We start from the raw sequence: 15498 nt of genomic DNA on the forward strand, positions 1-15498 counted from the left end.
TCAACGGTGTGGCCGGACACATCTGCGGGGGAGGAGATCGCATCGGCGGGTGGCGTGATTCGTCAGGGCATGCGGATTCGGCCCCAGACGACCTTGTGGTCGGTTCCTTGGCGCACGCCCCAGTCGTTGCAGATCGTTTGGATGATCTTCATGCCGTTGCCGCGGTGAAGGCTGATGCTGGAGGACCCGACGACCGGGGTGCGGTCGGGGGTTGCGTCGTGGGCTTCGATGACGAGTTCGGGTCCGCGGTCGGGGTGGATCTCGCGACGTAGTGACAGGTGTCTGGGGTCCTTGGCGTGATCGCAGGCGTTGGACGCCAGCTCCGTCGCCACCAGCTGCACGTCGAGGACGAAGTCCTCGTTCTGGAGGTGCAGCGCTTCGCCGATGCGCTTGCGCAGTTCGGCGAGGTCCTCGCAGGCCAAGGAGACGTCGACCTGCCCCTGGCCGGTAGTTCGCACCCCTTCGATGCGGCCGTCCACGTTGCGCTGGTTTTGCGCGATCGTCACGTCGTGCGATCCGGTCGTGGTGGCCACGTCGCGGGGTGTCGGCACCGGAGGGTGGTCACGGGCGGAATGGGCGTCGGTCACCGGACCGGGTTGCCCAAAGCCCTTCCCGCTCATACACCGTTAAGCCATTCGGTCTAGAGAGAGTGGGTGGAATCGGCTATCGGGCCAGGTGGACGGTGAACATGCGGAGGGTCGCCACGCCAAGCGGTCTGGCTGTTCGCGGTGATCGTGGGCCGTGCACGATCTGTCGGACGGCACGCGTCGAGTTGTCGCGGTGCCGTCGACGTGAGGGCAAGCACCGGGCCTGCCGGTGGATCGCCGGCGGGCCCGATGTCGTGGTGCTGCGGTGTCAGCCGTGGGCGCGGTGGCCCCGGCTGGTGGCGAGGTGGTGGACGGCGAGTACGGCGACCGAGCCGAGGATGGCGGGCAGCCAGGTGCTCAGGTCGAAGAAGCTGCCGATGTCGGAGCCGAAGATCGCGCGGCCGCTGAAGTCGCCGAGGATGGCGCCGACGATGCCGAGCGGCATGGTGATGACGATGCCGCCGGCGATGAGACCCAGAACGATCCAACCAAGGATGCCACGGTGCTTCCTTGTCGTCGTGCCACGCAGACTCCTGGGGCGTGGCGTGATCGTTGTCGAATCCGGGTTGCCCATACCGAACCGATCTGACACCTGTGGTGGTGATCGGTGAGGGCCGAAGCCGTCGAAAACGGGATCTTTCCTCGTAATTCGCTCGATCGGGCAACCGCAAACTCGTCGAACACCGGAGGCGCGGTCCGGTTCGGACAGAAGCAGCCTCCGACGTGCCGTGCCTCCGGGCCCTGTCGAGCGACAGCGCGTGTTCGTCTTCCGCGAGTTCGCTCACTCGACTTCTGTGCTGGTGGCGCCACATCCGGATCTTGGTACGGATGAGGTCCGACATCCACGCGGACGCGATCGCGGCAGCGTGGAGAGTCGGGATGTCGTCCCAGCCGTGCGCTCGCCGAGGTCGGTGATTTGATCGGCACCGCGCCGCCGGCCGGCGGTCCTGGTCCGTGATGCCGGTCCGCGGCGGGTGTACCGGCGGGGATACTGCAGGTGCGGTCGCCGGGCATCACGGCGGTGGCCCGGTGGCGATCGACATGAGGAGGCAGGGCGGTGGAGCAGTTTCCGCGTTCCCGACGACCCGTACCCGATCCCGACGTGTACGGGGAGGCAGCGGTGCGGGAGTTCCTCGATCCGTGGCACCCGCGAGCCAGCGTGGAGAGCGGCAGCCCCGAACGGGTGCTCGTCGATCCCGAACGCGTGCTGGACAACATCACACTGGCCCTGCACCGGCTCGACGTCGACATCGACGCGCCGCCGGCGTTCGAGCCCGACACGGTGACGGTGAACGAGCTGGTGGTCATGCTCGACGACGTCGACCGGGCGGCGGCGCTGGTGGCGCGCCTGGTCAACGTCGCCGTGCAGCTCATGGCGACCCGCTACCCCGAAGAACTCGTCCGGTTCCCGCTGCCCGGCAACTGCGACCTGCGCGACGTCGACCGGCTGGCCATCGGCGACCGCGAATACGACCTGGCCCGGGAGATCCTCAACCAGCGTCTGGGCACCGACGTCGACCTGCAGCCCGACAACCTCGTTGAGCGGCTGCACGCCCTGGGCCCCGGTGAACAGGTCCACCTCATGGTCGCCCTGTGCCGCATGTACCGCCACAAGCTCCTGGTGCTCAAACTCCACACCGGCACCTGCTGAGACATCGAGCGGACCTCGGCGTCCACGGCTTCCCGGACACCGGCCGAACAGTACCTCGTCGATGCGACGTCGGCCTTGCCGAAGCGTGCCACCGGCGCACCCGTCCCTCCGGCTGCTAACCGGCCACGTGGTGGTAGACGCCGCTCTTGAAACCGGCGAGAACTACGGGCCCGGCAGGTCGGGGAAGCTCAACCGGAATTCCGGCAGTGTCCAAGCAGGTCGCGGGTTTGATGCGTCGACCAGTTGCTGCTTCGAAGGTGTCCGCTCGCCTGCGCTTCAAGTCGCCGACCGGCGAGTTTACTGCCCAAGGAGAGGTGGGCACGCACTTTCGGTTCAATAACGCCATGCCACGGTCACGGCTGTGGACACGTCGGCGGGTGAGTGTCGATTGTCGCCGTGCTCAGGTCGTGGTGGAATACTGCCGCTATGGACGTGCTGAGCAGGAACAACGTGACCGTGTCGGGCCCGGCGGACGGCCGACCGGTGGTGTTCTCGCACGGCTTCGGCTGCGACCAGAACATGTGGCGCCTGATGGTCCCCGCGTTCGCGGACGATCACCGGGTGGTCTTGTTCGACCACGTGGGCGCCGGGCGCTCGGATCGGTCGGCGTGGCAACCCGAGCGCTACTCGTCGTTGGACGGCTACGCCACCGACGTGCTGGAGGTCCTCGAAGAGTTGGACCTGCGCGACGTGGTGTTCGTGGGGCACTCGGTGAGCGCGATGATCGGCGTGTTGGCCGCCAACTCCGACCCGTCGCGCTTCGGCGCGTTGGTCCTGGTCGGCCCCTCGCCCCGCTACGTGGACGACGGCGACTACCGCGGCGGGTTCACCGCCGAGGACATCGACGAGCTGCTGGACTCCCTGGACAGCAACTACCTGGGCTGGTCGGCCGCGATGGCGCCGGCCATCATGGGCAACCCGGAGCGCCCCGAGCTGGGCCGGGAGTTGACCGAGAGCTTCTGCCGCACCGACCCGGACATCGCGCGGCACTTCGCGCGCGTGACGTTCCTGTCGGACAACCGAGCCGACCTGACCCAGGTGGGCGTGCCGACCTTGGTGCTCCAGTGCCGCGACGACGTCATCGCCGCCCAGGCGGTGGGAGAGTTCGTGCACCGGAGCATCCCCGGTAGCGAGCTGGTGGTGCTCAACGCGACCGGGCACTGCCCCAACCTGAGTGCGCCGGGGGAGACGACCGGCGCCATCCGGGAGTTCCTGGCCAGGCCGGGGAGCGCACGGACGTGATGTGTGCCGCCGGGACCGGTCTGGATGATGACGACGAGCCCGGTGAGGACGGCGACCCGACCATCCGTGATGCGCAGGTGGTGTTCTCCTCCCTGTTGGAGGACGACGTCGAGGAGTTGTACGACAACGCGCCATGCGGCTACCTGTCGGCCCTCGTGGACGGCGAGATCGCCAAGGTCAACGCCACCCTGCTGGGCTGGCTCGGGTACCGGCGCGAGAACCCGGTGGGGATCCGGCGCTTCACCGACCTGCTGACCGGTGGCGGCAGGCCCTACCACGGGATGCACTACGCGCCGATGCTGCGGATGCACGGCGAGGCGCGCGAGCTCGCCCTCGACCTGGTGGCCGCCGACGGCCGTGGCTGCCCGCCCTGGTGAACGCGAGGGCCAAGACGGGCGGGGAGGCGCAGCCGCTGCTGGTCCGCATCACCGTGTTCGGCCCCGGGAGCGGCGCGCGTACGAGCGGGAGCTGCCGGCCGCCAAGCGCAAGGCCGAGCAGGAGCGGGAACGGCTGGAGCGCCTGACCAGCACCCTGCTGCCCGATGAGCTGCCCGCGATCGACGGCGCCGAACTCGCCGCCCACTACCAGGTCGCGTCCAGCGACCAGGTCGGCGGGGACTTCTACGACGTGTTTCCGCTGGGTGGCGACCGGTGGGGGTTCTTCCCGGGCGACGTCTGCGGCAAAGGGCCAGAGGCCGCCGTGCCGACCTCGCTGGCCCGCTATGCCCTGTGCGCCGACGCCCTGTGCGCCGCCGCCGTGAACGACGCCGCCGTGAACGACGCCGACCCCGTGGCGGTGCTGACCACCCTCGACACGGTCATGCTGCACCAACGCCGGCCCGGGTCCCCGCAGTTCTGCACGGTGGTCTTCGGCCTGCTCGAACGCGACGGCGACGGGCTCGCCGTCACCATCGCGGGCGGTGGGCACCCGGCGCCGCTGCCGAGATGACCGGCGAGGACGCCCACACCGTGGTCGACCGGCTGGTGTGCCTGCTGGTCGACTGCTCCAAGTCCCCTTCCGGCGCCACCGCGATCCTCGCGATCGGCAACCCCGACATCACCGCCACGCTCTTCTAAGCACCTGATCAGAAGTGTTGTCCGTAACCCTCGGGTAGCCAGGGTGAGGTCCAGGGTGCAGCGGTGGCGAGCGTCTGGTCGTCGGTGCGGTTGCGGAAGTAGGCGTGGGTTTGTCGGACGCGGTCGGCCATGGTGGCGGGTGCGGTGTTGGCGATCCGGTGTTTGAGGCCGGCCCACACGCGTTCGACGGGGTTGTCCTGCGGGCTGTACTTCGCGCCCTCGATCAACATCAGTCGGGGGTGTTCCGCGAGCCATCGTCGGGTGATGCCGCTGTGGTGGGTGGAGCCGTTGTCGCAGACGACGGCCACGACCGGGGCGTCGGGGTGGGCGGTGAGCAGCAGGTCGAGGAAGTAGCAGAACACCACGGAGACGTTCTTGACCGAGACGTGGTGGTGGAAGGCGCCGGTGGCGAGGTCGATCGCGCCGTGCACGGTGCGACGGCGGTTGGTGCCGGGGGTGGGGATGCGGTGTCGCAGGCCGGTGGGCATCCAGGTGGCGCGGACCCTGGGCAGCAGGTCGATGTGGGTCTCGTCCTCGGCCAGGACCACCGACCCGGGCGGGAGTGCGGTGATGCGGTCGCGGATGTCGGCGCAGATCGGGTCGTGGTCGGGGTCGCCTTTGGCGATCAGGCGGGGACGGCACCAGCGGGCCTGTTCCCGGATGCGGCGGCGGAAGGTGGCCAGGCTCATCGCGGGTCGTCCGGCGGCTCGCCAGAGGCGGGCGGTGGTCCAGGCCTTCGGGGTGGTCAGCAGGGTGCGGATGCGTTGTCCGAGGCGGGGGCTGCCCAGGCGGGGGCGTCCGCTGCGGGGCCGGTCGGGCAGTCCGGCCAGGCCGTGGCGGGCGTGGCGGGCGATCCACCGGCGCACCGTGGCCGGGTCGTAGTGCAGCAGCCGGGCGATCTCGGACGCGGTCATTCCGGACGCGGACAGCAGGACCATGACGATGCGGGCGGCGACGCGCCGGGATCCGTGCAGGGCTGTGACCAGGTCGCGGTGCTGTGCGGGGGTCAGGGTGGCGTAGATGTGCGCCGGGCGCATACTTGTCGTGGCCTCGTCGGGTTGTTCCAGGTGTGGTAACCGGATCCAACCCGACGAGGTTTCCTACGTTCGCAGGGGATCTGCACGGGTTACAGACACAACCTCCGTCGACCTGCTTAGGAGGCACGGTGTTCCACCTGCCCACGATGGTCGACAGCACCGTCCACACCATCGTCCTGACCGGAGAGCTCGACCACCGGTGCAGCTCGCGGTTGCACGAGGCGCTGACCCGGCTGCGGCTCGCGACAGGCAATCACCTCGTCCTGGATCTGGCAGGGCTGACCTTTGCGACTCCAGCGGGATCAGCGCCTTCATCGTCGCGCATGAACTCGCCTCGAGCGCGAGTGCCGCGCTCGACCTGCTCACGCCTCCCGGTTCGACGGGTGACCACCTTAATCGATTCCATCTGATGGCAGCGCGTACGGATCGCATGCCGTACCCGAACCGGATGCGTCGACCGTGCACGGCTCTTCGACGCCGTGCGTGAGAACCGCCTCGGGTGCGGGGAGGATTCCTACCCGGCCTGGTCACAGGGGCAAGCCACGGGGGTAAGTTGAGCTAGTTCGCGAACGAGGAGAGGTGAGATGAGCGAGGCCCTGCCGTTGGAGATCGGTGTTCACGACCGCGGTGCCGACACGGTGGCTGCCGTCGTGGGCGAGCTCGACTTCGGCACGACCCCTCGGATGTTGGAGGTGGTCGAACCGCTCGCGGCCCAGGGGCGGACGCTGGTGCTGGACCTGTCCGGCCTCGACTTCTGCGACTCCAGCGCACTCAGCGCACTGGTCCGGTTGCACAAGGTCGCCCAGGCGGCGGGCGGAACGCTGCACTTGGCGGCCCTGCGGCCCCAGGTCGAGTCCGCGATCACGCTGACCATGCTGCACCGGCTGTTGACGATCCACCCGCGAGTGCCCGACGTGCCGGGCGGATCGGCCCCGTGAGCGGCCGTCCTCATCGAGGTGTCCGGCACAGCGGCGACTTCGCCTCGTTCGGCCTGTCGGACATGGTGCGGCTGACCGCAGGGCTTCGCGCCGCTGCCGAAGGCGCCGACGACTTCACCTGCGCCGCCACCGAGATCGTGCGACGACTCCGTGACCGTTTCACCGACGAGCGCGGGGAGTCGGTCGTGCTGTCGGCGCGGATGTTCTCCACCCGCCGTTTCGCCACCTTGCCCGACGCGCTGCGGCGGGGCGTTCGCGAACGCGTACCGGGCGATGTCGATCCGGACACGTGGTGCCTCGTGCTGGAAGCGGACTCCGGGATGGAACCGGAACTGAGCACTCCGGTCGCGTGCGATCAAGCCGGTGCGTTCGCCCCGACCTCGGATGAAGCCGCTGCCGCGACGCCGGTAGCCCTCGCGTTGGCCGCCGCGCTCGGAGCGCGGGGCGTGGATGGGACGGTCCACGAGGCGGAGGATCGGTGCGGTGTCTTCCTCATCCCCGATCCTGACGGCAGTGAACACATCCCGGACCAGGACTTTGTCCAGTCCCGCGGCGTTCGCTCGGTGCTGGCGTTCGGTGGTGGGCTGCCGGACGGTGGCCTGTTCTGCGTGGTGCTGGCGGCGGGTGTGCCGATCCTCCCGCGGACCGCGGAGCTGTTCCGGGCGGTGGCCGTCAGCGTTCGCACCGGCTTGCTGGCCCATCCCCTCGCCGGACGCGGTGAGGTCGACGTGGCGGCTCAGCGAGACGCCCTGCTCGAGCACCTGCGCGTGCTGGAGGACACCTCGCGCGAACAAGCGGCCGACCTCGAGGACACGGTCCAGCGGCTGCGCGCCGAAGCGGAACTGGTCGACACCCTCCAGGTCGTCGGCCACCGGCTGACCTCGCAGTTGCACCTCGACACCCTGGTCCAGGACGCCACCGACGCGGCGACCAAGGCCGCCGAGGCCGAGTTCGGCGCGTTCTTCTACAACCTCGTCGACCAGTACGGCGAGTCCTACACCCTCTACGCGCTGTCGGGTGTGCCCAAGTCGGCGTTCGAGCGCTTCCCCATGCCCCGCAACACCGCGGTGTTCGCCGTCACCTTCAACGGCGAGGGCACGGTCCGCTCCGACGACATCACCCGAGATCCCCGCTACGGCCGCAACGACCCCTATCACGGGATGCCGCCGGGGCACCTGCCGGTGCGCAGCTACCTGGCGGTGCCGGTGGTCTCACCGTCGTCGCGGGAGGTGCTGGGAGGGTTCTTCTTCGGCCACCACGAGACCGGGCGGTTCACCGAGCGGCACCAGCAGCTCGCCGAGGGCATCGCGGGTTACGCGGCGATCGCCCTGGACAACGCCCGCCTGTTCGACCGCCAGCGCTCGACGGCCTCCGAACTCACCCACAGCATGCTGCCCACGGTGCCGAACGTGACCGGTCTGGCCATCGCGTCGCGCTACCTGCCGGCGGCCACCGGCTCGGAGGTCGGCGGCGACTGGTTCGACGTGATGGAACTGCCCGCCGGGCGCACCGCGTTCGTCGTCGGCGATGTCGTGGGCCGGGGTGTGACCGCGGCGGCTGTTATGGGGCAGATGCGCACGGCCGTGCGCTCCTACGCCCTGCTGGACCTGCCGCCCTCCGAGGTGCTGCGACAGGCGTCGGCCCTGGCGGGCGTCACGCCGAAGGCCACGTTCATCACCTGCTTCTACGCCGTGCACGACCCCGCCGACGACACGCTGACCTATGCCAACGCCGGTCACCTGCCGGCGGTCCTGAGCCGTCCCGATGGCACGACCGACCTGATCGGCGAGGGCCTGGGCATGCCGCTGGGCGTCGGCGAGGCGTTCCAACAGCGGCAGACGTCGTTCCCGGTGGGGGCGCGTCTGACCCTCTACACCGACGGCCTGGTCGAGCGCCGCGACCGCGACCTGACCACCGGCATCGACACCCTGCTGGCGGAATTGGGTACCCTGCCGCTCGACGTGGACCTCCAGGTCGCCTGCGACAAGCTCATCGACCGGCTCACCGCCGGACGCCACGACGACGACGTCGCGCTGTTGCACGTGCATCGCCTGGAAACGGACCGGCAAGTGGCCTCCATGCCGTTGGACATCGGTCCGACCATCGCGACCAGGGCCCGCGCCTTCGTCACCGAGCAGTTGACCCGGTGGAACCTGGTCGAGGTGCGCGACGCGGCACTGACCGTGACCAGCGAACTGGTCGCCAACGCGGTCGAGCACACCGACCGACCCGTGGTCCTGCGCCTGCACCACGAGAACTCCATGCTGTTCATCGACGTCGCCGACCACGGGACGTCCGGGCCCCGGCTGTTCGACGCGGACCCGGCAACCAACCGGCGCCGCGGTCTTGTGCTGGTCGACGCGTTCGCCACCCGGTGGGGCACCCGCGCCACCGAAGACGGCAAGGTCGTCTGGGCTGAGATCACCACGGTCCGCACCCGAGGCCCACGAGGAACGCCGTGACCGCGATCCCCCTCACCACTGGTTCCGACGCCTGGACAGCCGCTGGTAGCGGGTATCTTCCGTCAGAAGACGCCTCGACGCCGAGCGTTCAGACCCGATCCGGGCCGGCTGCCCAGTCGCCTGCGGGCACGCCGTGCCTGGGAGACGTGTTGTCGCCTCGCGTCGAGCCGTCGGGCGGGGTGGCGGCCAATCGCCGGGGGAAGGTGGCTGAGGCGGTGCACAAGCGCAGATCGGGGTTGGTCGAGCACGGGCGCGGGTTCGGCGCCCACGATCACGTGTGCTGGCGGTACGGCGACGCACGTGACTTCCACGACCGGGTTCGCGAGTTCCTGTCCGAAGGGCTGAGCCTCGGCTACCGGGTGTGCTACATCGGCACCGGTGATGCCGACGGCCTGGTCGAAGACCTCGACGGGATCGACGGGATCGGTGAAGCGCTGAGGACCGGGGCCGCGCAGGTCGCCTCGCTGGATGCCACCTATCCGGTGGGCGCGGTGATCGAGCCCGCGGCGCAGGTGCGGACCTACGCCAAGGCGACGGACGCGGCCTTGGCCGCCGGGTTCGCCGGATTGCGCGTCGCGGCCGACTGCACCTCGCTGGTGCGCACCCCGGAGCAACTGGACGCCTTCTCCCGCTACGAGCACCGGATCGACCGGTACATGGTCGACAGACCGTTCTCGGCGATGTGCGCCTACGCCGCAGACGAGGTGGACGACCAGGCATTCGCGCAGGTAGCGTGCATGCACCCCAACACCAACACCTCCTTCCCCGGCTTCCGCTTGCACGGCGCTGGCGATCGGGTCGCCGCCTTGGCCGGCGAGGTGGACCAGTTCGACGACGACCTGTTCACCCTCGCCCTGCAACGCGCCGACCTGCGCCCCCACGGCGGGCGGTTGGTGTTCGACGCCGCCGGCCTCACCTTCCTCGACCACGGCAACCTGCTGCGACTGTCCCGGCACGCCGCCGCCCTCGGCGCGTCCCTCGTGCTGCGCACCTCCTGGTCCGGAGTGTCCACCCTGGTGGATCTGCTCGACCTGACCAACGTCCGAGTGGAGCGCGCCGCATGACGATCACCGACCCCGGACTCCAGGGTGGGTTCGTCCACCCCGCGGTGTTCTACGCCTCCGACGAGGAGTACTTGGCTTTGCTCGTGCCTTTCGTCGTGGAAGGGCTGGAGCAGGGCCACCCCGTCGCCGCCTCCGTCCCATATCGGCGACTGCGGCTGCTGCACGAGGCTCTCGGGGCTGCCGTCGAGGACGTGCTGCTGCTCGACATGGAGGTCGAGGGCCGCAACCCCGGCCGGATCATCCCCGCCGTGCTGCGCCGGTTCGCCGACAGCCACCCCGGGACCCACGTCCGCATCATCGGCGAGCCGATCTGGGCCGGGCGCACCGACGTCGAGTACCCCGCGTGCGCCCAGCACGAGGCACTGATCAACCTCGCCTTCACCGGCCGCGACGTCACCATCGCCTGCCCCTACGACACCGCCTCGCTCGACGAGCACGTTGTGATCGACGCGCTGGCCACCCACCCGGCGGTGTGGGAGACCGGTCGCCGCTACGACAGCGACCGCTACGCCCCCGACGCCATCGTCGACCGCTACAACCAGCCCTTCGACGTCGCCCCGGACGCCGTCACGCTGAAGGTCACCACTTCGGCCGGCGTCCGTGACGCGCGCCGCGTCGCCACCGAGCACGCAGGCCGTCTCGGCCTGCCGGGCACCCGGGCCGCCGACCTCGCGCTGATCACCACGGAACTCGTCGTCAACAGCCTCCGACACGCCGGCGGCACCTGCCTGCTGAGCGTCTGGCAGGACGGGACCCATCTCGTCTGCAGCGTCCAGGACGACGGCCACCTCACCGATCCCCTCGCCGGTCGCCACCCCGTCGCTCTCGACCAGGACGGCGGCCGCGGCCTGCTGATGATCAACCAACTCGCCGACCTGGTGCGCGTCCACACCACCCCGCGCAGTACGACCACGCACGTGTTCCTGCGCATCGCCTCCTGATGGATTGTCGCGTGAGGTGAGCTTGCGGGGTGGCCATACCGAAGGCGGTGCCACGTCGGAGTGGACCGCCCCGGCGAAGTCGGAGGCCGGATCAGTTGGCTTGGACCGCTGCGCCGGTGTCGGCGGCCGTCCGGGTACCGCACAGCCGAACTGCCGCACATCTGGGTACCGTATGCACCACAGGCAGAGGAATGGACGACATCATGACGGCGGCATCAGACCAGCATCCCCTCGCCGCGGAGCCCGCGGTCGCCGAGCAGGCCGCCGAGGAGGACCTGCGCGCTTTGTTCGGGCAGTCCATCGCCGTGTTCGCCTCGCTGGTGGGGCCTGCCCATGTGGTGGAGGCGGCGAACCCGGCGTTCTTCGCCGCCATCGGCGAGCACCGGGCGCGCACCGGTGTCCCGCTGGCGGAGTTGATGCCCGAACTGGCCGGCCAGGGCTTTATCGCCCTGCTCGACCAGGTCTACCGCACCGGTGAGTCCTACACCGGCCATGATGTGCGGGTCGTGCTCGACACCGGCCCGCACGCGCGGGAGGCGTTCTTCGACTTCACCTACGAGCCGCGCCGCGACGCCGGGAGCGACGTGGTCGGGATCCGGGTGATCGGCGTGGAGACCACCCAGGTCAAGCACGCCCAGCGGCTGATGGCCGAGCACCGCGCCCTGCTCGAGCAGATCGCCCGGCAGGCGCCCCTGACCGAGGTCCTCGAGGGGATGGCCCGCTGCATCGAGGACCTCGCCCCGCAGGAGGTGCTCGTCTCCGTCCTGCTCGCCGATCCCGACGGCCTGCACCTGCGTCACGGGGCCGCGCCCAGCCTGCCCGACTTCTACAACGAGGCCATCGACGGGATCGCCACCGGCGAGGGTGTCGGCTCGTGCGGCACCGCCGCCCACCGGCGGGAGCCTGTCGTCGTCACCGACATCGCCAGCGACCCGTTCTGGGACGACTTCCGCGACCTGGCCGGCCGGGCCGGACTGGCCGCCTGCTGGTCCACGCCGATCCTGGCCCGCGACGGGAGCCTGCTGGGCACCTTCGCCATGTACCACCGCTCCCCGCGCGCACCACAGGACTCCGACCTCGCCCTGGCCCGCGTCTTCGCCGGTACCGCGGCCCTGGCCATCGAACGCCACCACGACGAGCGGGCGCGGCGCGAGGCCGAAGCCCGCGCCGAAGCGGCCCACGCCGAGCTGGCCAAGGCGATGCGCGCGGAGCAGAAACTGCGCGCCGAAGCCGAGCAACGTGCCGTCGCCGCCGCGGAACTGGCCGAGCGGATGCGCGCCGCCGCGGCCGCACAGGCCGCCGCGCCCCATCCCGAGCAGTGCAGGCTCGGCAGCGCCGACGGGTGCACCGCACCCGCCGAGCTCAAGGTCGCCGACGCCTGGGGCGACGCGGCATGGGGCTGCCACGACCACGCCGAGGAAGCCCTCCTCACCGTGCGCTCGGCATTCATCGCCAACGAAGAACTCAGCGGCCTGGCCGCCTACATCAACCGCTGACCCGCCCCAGTACACCGGGCGCCACAGCGTCAGGTGAACACTCTTCGCGACCGTGTCGAATCCGCCTCACAACCCGGTATCCCGCCCGACCTGTCGATCGGGTCGGCTGGAAACCACGATCCGGCGCGGGCGAACTGCCCCTTCTTGGCGATGAGCGCATTCCCAGCCTGCTGCGGCGCCTGCGCGACACCGCCGGGAACGGGTCACGTTGGTAAGGGCCGTCGCCCGGTGGACGAGGTGGTGGCCCTGTCACACACGTGACAGGGCCACCGGCTTCGCGACGCATGCCGCCTGAACGCCCGACCACACGCCCTTGCTCCAACAAGCCGGTGTCGTGACGAGCGATCGAATCCGAGCAGCGACAGGATCGCTCGTTTGCGGCCCTTGAGGTTGTCCCCGCGAACCGGACACTTTCATCCCGGACGACGGTCCGGGCAAGGATGTCCCGTGTCGGACAAGTCGAAGTATCCCGGGCAGTTCCGCAGGAACGCCGTGGAGCTGCCCCGGTCGGTCGGACCGGCCGTCGCGGCAGGTGGCCCGCGAGCTGGGCGTCAACCACAAGACCCCGTGCAACCAGGTCCGCACCGCCAAACAGCTCCAGGCCGCTGCACCGACGGGCGGTGTGTCGCCGATGAGCGCCAAGAGCTGCGGGAACTGCGTAAGCGGGTGGCGGAACCGGAGTCGGAGGACATCCTGCGCAAGGCGGTCGCCTGTTCGCACAGGGGATGGCTCGTTGACCCGCAGCTACCGGTTCATCCCGAACACCGCGCCGTCTTCGGCGCCACCCGGCTGTGCAGGGTCCTGAGCGTCCGGCGTACGGGCTTCCCTGCCTTCGGGGACAACTTCAACGATGGGAAGGGAGCGGCAGATCGTGGAACGGGTGGACGGCTCGGTGCGGCTGGAGTCGCCGGAGGGGAGGGTTGCCGGGTGACCGTCGAATCCCCTGCGGTTGGACCAAGGTCAGGAGGTGACCGCCACGCCTTCGGGCGCGTCGCCGACGGTGAACGGGGCGGCGGGCTTGCCGTCCTTGGCGTTGATCACCGACACGGTGTCCGACCCCGTGTTGGTGATGTAGACGAAGCTGTCGTCGGGCGCGGCTCCGGAGCCCTCGGGCATGCGTTGGACCTTGACGACCTCGAGGGGTTTGCCGGTGGGGCCCAGGACGCTGACGGTGTCCGACCCGGTGTTGGCGACGTACACCCGGCCGCCCGGGGTGACCGAGACGCCGAGGGGCGCGTCGCCGACCTTGGTGGTGCCGCTCGGGCGGTGGTCGCCCGTCTCGATGACGGTGACCGTGTCGCTGCCGGTGTTGGCCACGTACAGGCGCTTGCCGTCCCGGCTGATGGCGATGCCCGCTGGGAACACGCCGACCGGGATGGTGTCGACGGCGGTCTGCGTACCGGTGTCGATGATCGTGACGCTGTCGCCGCCGTGGTTGGTCACGTACACCCGGGAGCCGTCGGGGCTGGCCACCGCGCTGTGCGGGAACCGGCCCACCGGGATGGTCTTCACCGGCGTGTTCGTGGCGGTGTCGAAGACCGTGACGTCGTCACGGCCGAAGTTGGTGACGTAGGCGTGGGTGGGTGTGGCGGCGACGCCGAAGGGGTTGGGTCCCACGGGCACGGTGGCGATGACCGAAAGAGTCCGGGTGTCGATCACCGAGACGGTGTTCGAGGACTCGTTGGTGACGTAGACGCGGTGACCGGACGGATGCGCGCCGACCCCAGCCGGGTAGTCGCCGACACGTACGGTGGCCGTCACCTCGGCCAGTCGGGTGTCGTACACGGTGACGTCGTCGGAGCCGCTGTTGGCCACGAACACCTGGATTCGGGTCGGCCACCGGGGCGAGGTGTCGAAACCGGTGCCGGCCACTATCGCGAGTACCGCGACGGTCACTCCCAACCGGGGAAATCGACTCGTTCGGGTAATCTTTTGAGAAGACGCTGCGTGAAAGCGTGCGCGTGTCGAATAAACGGACATGAGTCCCCCGTGTCGGTTCTTGAACGCTCGGGACGTCGCTGCTCCCGGATCTGCCGTCACACTAACGGCCTAGTGTCGGCCGGTGCTGCCCCAACGCCGTCTTGACCCCGACTTGGGCGAGCGGTCAGGCGTGGCGTTTACACCATAGGAATGACGCGGTGAGCACCGACCACGTCCCACGTGGCGGTCTTCACCAGCCGTTTGAGAGGTCAGCTTCGCGGCGAGGGTGAGAAAGGCGCAGTAGTTGTCGGGGTAACGTTCGCAGTGGATGGTCAGTCGGCGTCGTGGGCCTTGTTCGCGTGTCGCACCGTCCGGTGGAAGCGCCGCGGTCCACGTCGGTGATCGGATGCGCAGGACAGCCATGAGCATGGGCTTGAGTGCTTGGCTGTCCTGCAGGTTCGCGGCCGAGACACCGGCCGTGAACCTGCAGGTCGACACGGTTCGACACCATGTGGATCTTCGAGTCGGGGTTGTCGCGGTCGACCGGGTTCGGACCTGTCATGTCGCCCCTTTTCCCGTCCGCGCCGAGGCGGCGTCCAGGATCGCCCGCGACCGGTCGGCATCCCCGTGCGAGCCGAACTCGTCCGACACGGCCCGGTGCAACCGCCGCCACAACGCCGCCTCGGTCCACTGCGTGAACCGGCGGTGCGCTGCCGGCACGGCCACCCTGAACAACAGTGGCAACTGAACAACAGTCAACTCTGCCCCCCTCGGTCGCCGGTCAGCACGTGGACGACCTGGCGAACACCGCCCGGTCGTCCACCACAGCCGTTCCGCTGCTCTGCGGCCGGGCGGCGAGCTTCGGGAGCAACGATTCGACCCACGCTCACAACTCGTCGGGCGTCAACCGCAGCGACAACCCGTCAAGTCGATCGAAAATCGTGACGCAACGATCAACGTCGTGGCTTGGGTTCCGGGACGTTCGGTGGCGGTGGTGCCGAAGATCCGGCGCGCGCTGCCTGGGCATCGGCCAACAACTGAAATTATTTCACTTCGTGCGTCGGTTCGGCGCAGGCGCGCGATC

Annotated in this window: 15 protein-coding genes and 1 pseudogene; 11 read left to right on the forward strand and 5 right to left on the reverse strand. The window is 69.6% G+C overall.

The genetic code is table 11. The annotated features are described in order from the left end of the window. Window positions 1–62 precede the first annotated feature (62 nt). Both ACRAKJ_RS20095 and ACRAKJ_RS20100 read right to left on the reverse strand, forming a co-directional pair. Window positions 63–533, reverse strand: a complete 471-nt coding sequence (locus ACRAKJ_RS20095) for an ATP-binding protein (RefSeq protein WP_438925865.1) — start codon at window positions 531–533, stop codon at window positions 63–65. A 322-nt stretch (window positions 534–855) separates the two neighbouring features. Further along, complete coding sequence (locus ACRAKJ_RS20100) at window positions 856–1032, reverse strand: GlsB/YeaQ/YmgE family stress response membrane protein (RefSeq protein ID WP_438925866.1); 177 nt, start codon at window positions 1030–1032, stop codon at window positions 856–858. A gap of 657 nt (window positions 1033–1689) precedes the next feature. Between ACRAKJ_RS20100 and ACRAKJ_RS20105 the strand changes: the two genes are divergently transcribed. The 5 genes from ACRAKJ_RS20105 to ACRAKJ_RS20125 all read left to right on the forward strand — a co-directional run bounded on the left by ACRAKJ_RS20105 (window position 1690) and on the right by ACRAKJ_RS20125 (window position 4556). Then, window positions 1690–2238 (forward strand): hypothetical protein, encoded by a 549-nt coding sequence (locus ACRAKJ_RS20105; protein WP_438925867.1) that lies wholly within the window; start codon window positions 1690–1692, stop codon window positions 2236–2238. Window positions 2239–2664: 426 nt separating this feature from the next. Beyond that, window positions 2665–3480: an alpha/beta fold hydrolase gene (locus tag ACRAKJ_RS20110; protein ID WP_447009075.1), complete on the forward strand. Its 816-nt coding sequence runs from the start codon at window positions 2665–2667 to the stop codon at window positions 3478–3480. Continuing rightward, window positions 3480–3857, forward strand: a complete 378-nt coding sequence (locus ACRAKJ_RS20115; RefSeq protein WP_447009076.1) for a PAS domain-containing protein — start codon at window positions 3480–3482, stop codon at window positions 3855–3857. The genes ACRAKJ_RS20110 and ACRAKJ_RS20115 overlap by 1 nt, the downstream gene beginning before the upstream one ends. Next, window positions 3838–4428, forward strand: coding sequence for a SpoIIE family protein phosphatase (locus ACRAKJ_RS20120; protein WP_438927067.1), 591 nt, complete (start codon window positions 3838–3840; stop codon window positions 4426–4428). The genes ACRAKJ_RS20115 and ACRAKJ_RS20120 overlap by 20 nt, the downstream gene beginning before the upstream one ends. Then, window positions 4425–4556 (forward strand): hypothetical protein, encoded by a 132-nt coding sequence (locus ACRAKJ_RS20125; RefSeq protein ID WP_447009077.1) that lies wholly within the window; start codon window positions 4425–4427, stop codon window positions 4554–4556. The genes ACRAKJ_RS20120 and ACRAKJ_RS20125 overlap by 4 nt, the downstream gene beginning before the upstream one ends. Window positions 4557–4564: 8 nt before the next feature. On the opposite strand, the gene ACRAKJ_RS20130 is transcribed toward ACRAKJ_RS20125, so the two are convergent. Then, on the reverse strand, window positions 4565–5593 hold the full coding sequence (locus tag ACRAKJ_RS20130) for an IS630 family transposase (protein WP_438927072.1): 1029 nt from the start codon (window positions 5591–5593) through the stop codon (window positions 4565–4567). 128 nt (window positions 5594–5721) lie between these two features. Between ACRAKJ_RS20130 and ACRAKJ_RS20135 the strand changes: the two genes are divergently transcribed. From ACRAKJ_RS20135 to ACRAKJ_RS20160, 6 genes are all read left to right on the forward strand, one after another. Beyond that, window positions 5722–6003: a hypothetical protein gene (locus ACRAKJ_RS20135; protein WP_447009078.1), complete on the forward strand. Its 282-nt coding sequence runs from the start codon at window positions 5722–5724 to the stop codon at window positions 6001–6003. A 174-nt stretch (window positions 6004–6177) separates the two neighbouring features. Then, entirely contained in the window at window positions 6178–6531 is a 354-nt protein-coding gene (locus tag ACRAKJ_RS20140) for an anti-sigma factor antagonist (protein ID WP_438922054.1), read from the forward strand. A gap of 563 nt (window positions 6532–7094) precedes the next feature. Further along, window positions 7095–8993: a SpoIIE family protein phosphatase gene (locus ACRAKJ_RS20145; RefSeq protein WP_438922053.1), complete on the forward strand. Its 1899-nt coding sequence runs from the start codon at window positions 7095–7097 to the stop codon at window positions 8991–8993. After that, on the forward strand, window positions 8990–10057 hold the full coding sequence (locus tag ACRAKJ_RS20150; RefSeq protein WP_438922052.1) for an MEDS domain-containing protein: 1068 nt from the start codon (window positions 8990–8992) through the stop codon (window positions 10055–10057). Before ACRAKJ_RS20145 ends, ACRAKJ_RS20150 begins: the two co-directional genes overlap by 4 nt. Continuing rightward, entirely contained in the window at window positions 10054–10998 is a 945-nt protein-coding gene (locus ACRAKJ_RS20155; protein ID WP_438922051.1) for an anti-sigma factor RsbA family regulatory protein, read from the forward strand. The genes ACRAKJ_RS20150 and ACRAKJ_RS20155 overlap by 4 nt, the downstream gene beginning before the upstream one ends. A gap of 203 nt (window positions 10999–11201) precedes the next feature. Continuing rightward, window positions 11202–12494, forward strand: a complete 1293-nt coding sequence (locus ACRAKJ_RS20160; protein ID WP_438922050.1) for a GAF domain-containing protein — start codon at window positions 11202–11204, stop codon at window positions 12492–12494. 960 nt (window positions 12495–13454) lie between these two features. Here ACRAKJ_RS20160 and ACRAKJ_RS20165 read toward each other — a convergent pair. Both ACRAKJ_RS20165 and ACRAKJ_RS20170 read right to left on the reverse strand, forming a co-directional pair. Further along, on the reverse strand, window positions 13455–14534 hold the full coding sequence (locus ACRAKJ_RS20165) for a beta-propeller fold lactonase family protein (protein ID WP_438922049.1): 1080 nt from the start codon (window positions 14532–14534) through the stop codon (window positions 13455–13457). Between the two features lie 147 nt (window positions 14535–14681). Beyond that, window positions 14682–15285: pseudogene (locus ACRAKJ_RS20170) on the reverse strand (IS5/IS1182 family transposase); the annotation flags it as partial. Window positions 15286–15498: the final 213 nt, after the last annotated feature.

It is taken from the genome of Saccharothrix sp. DSM 118769 (assembly GCF_052936295.1).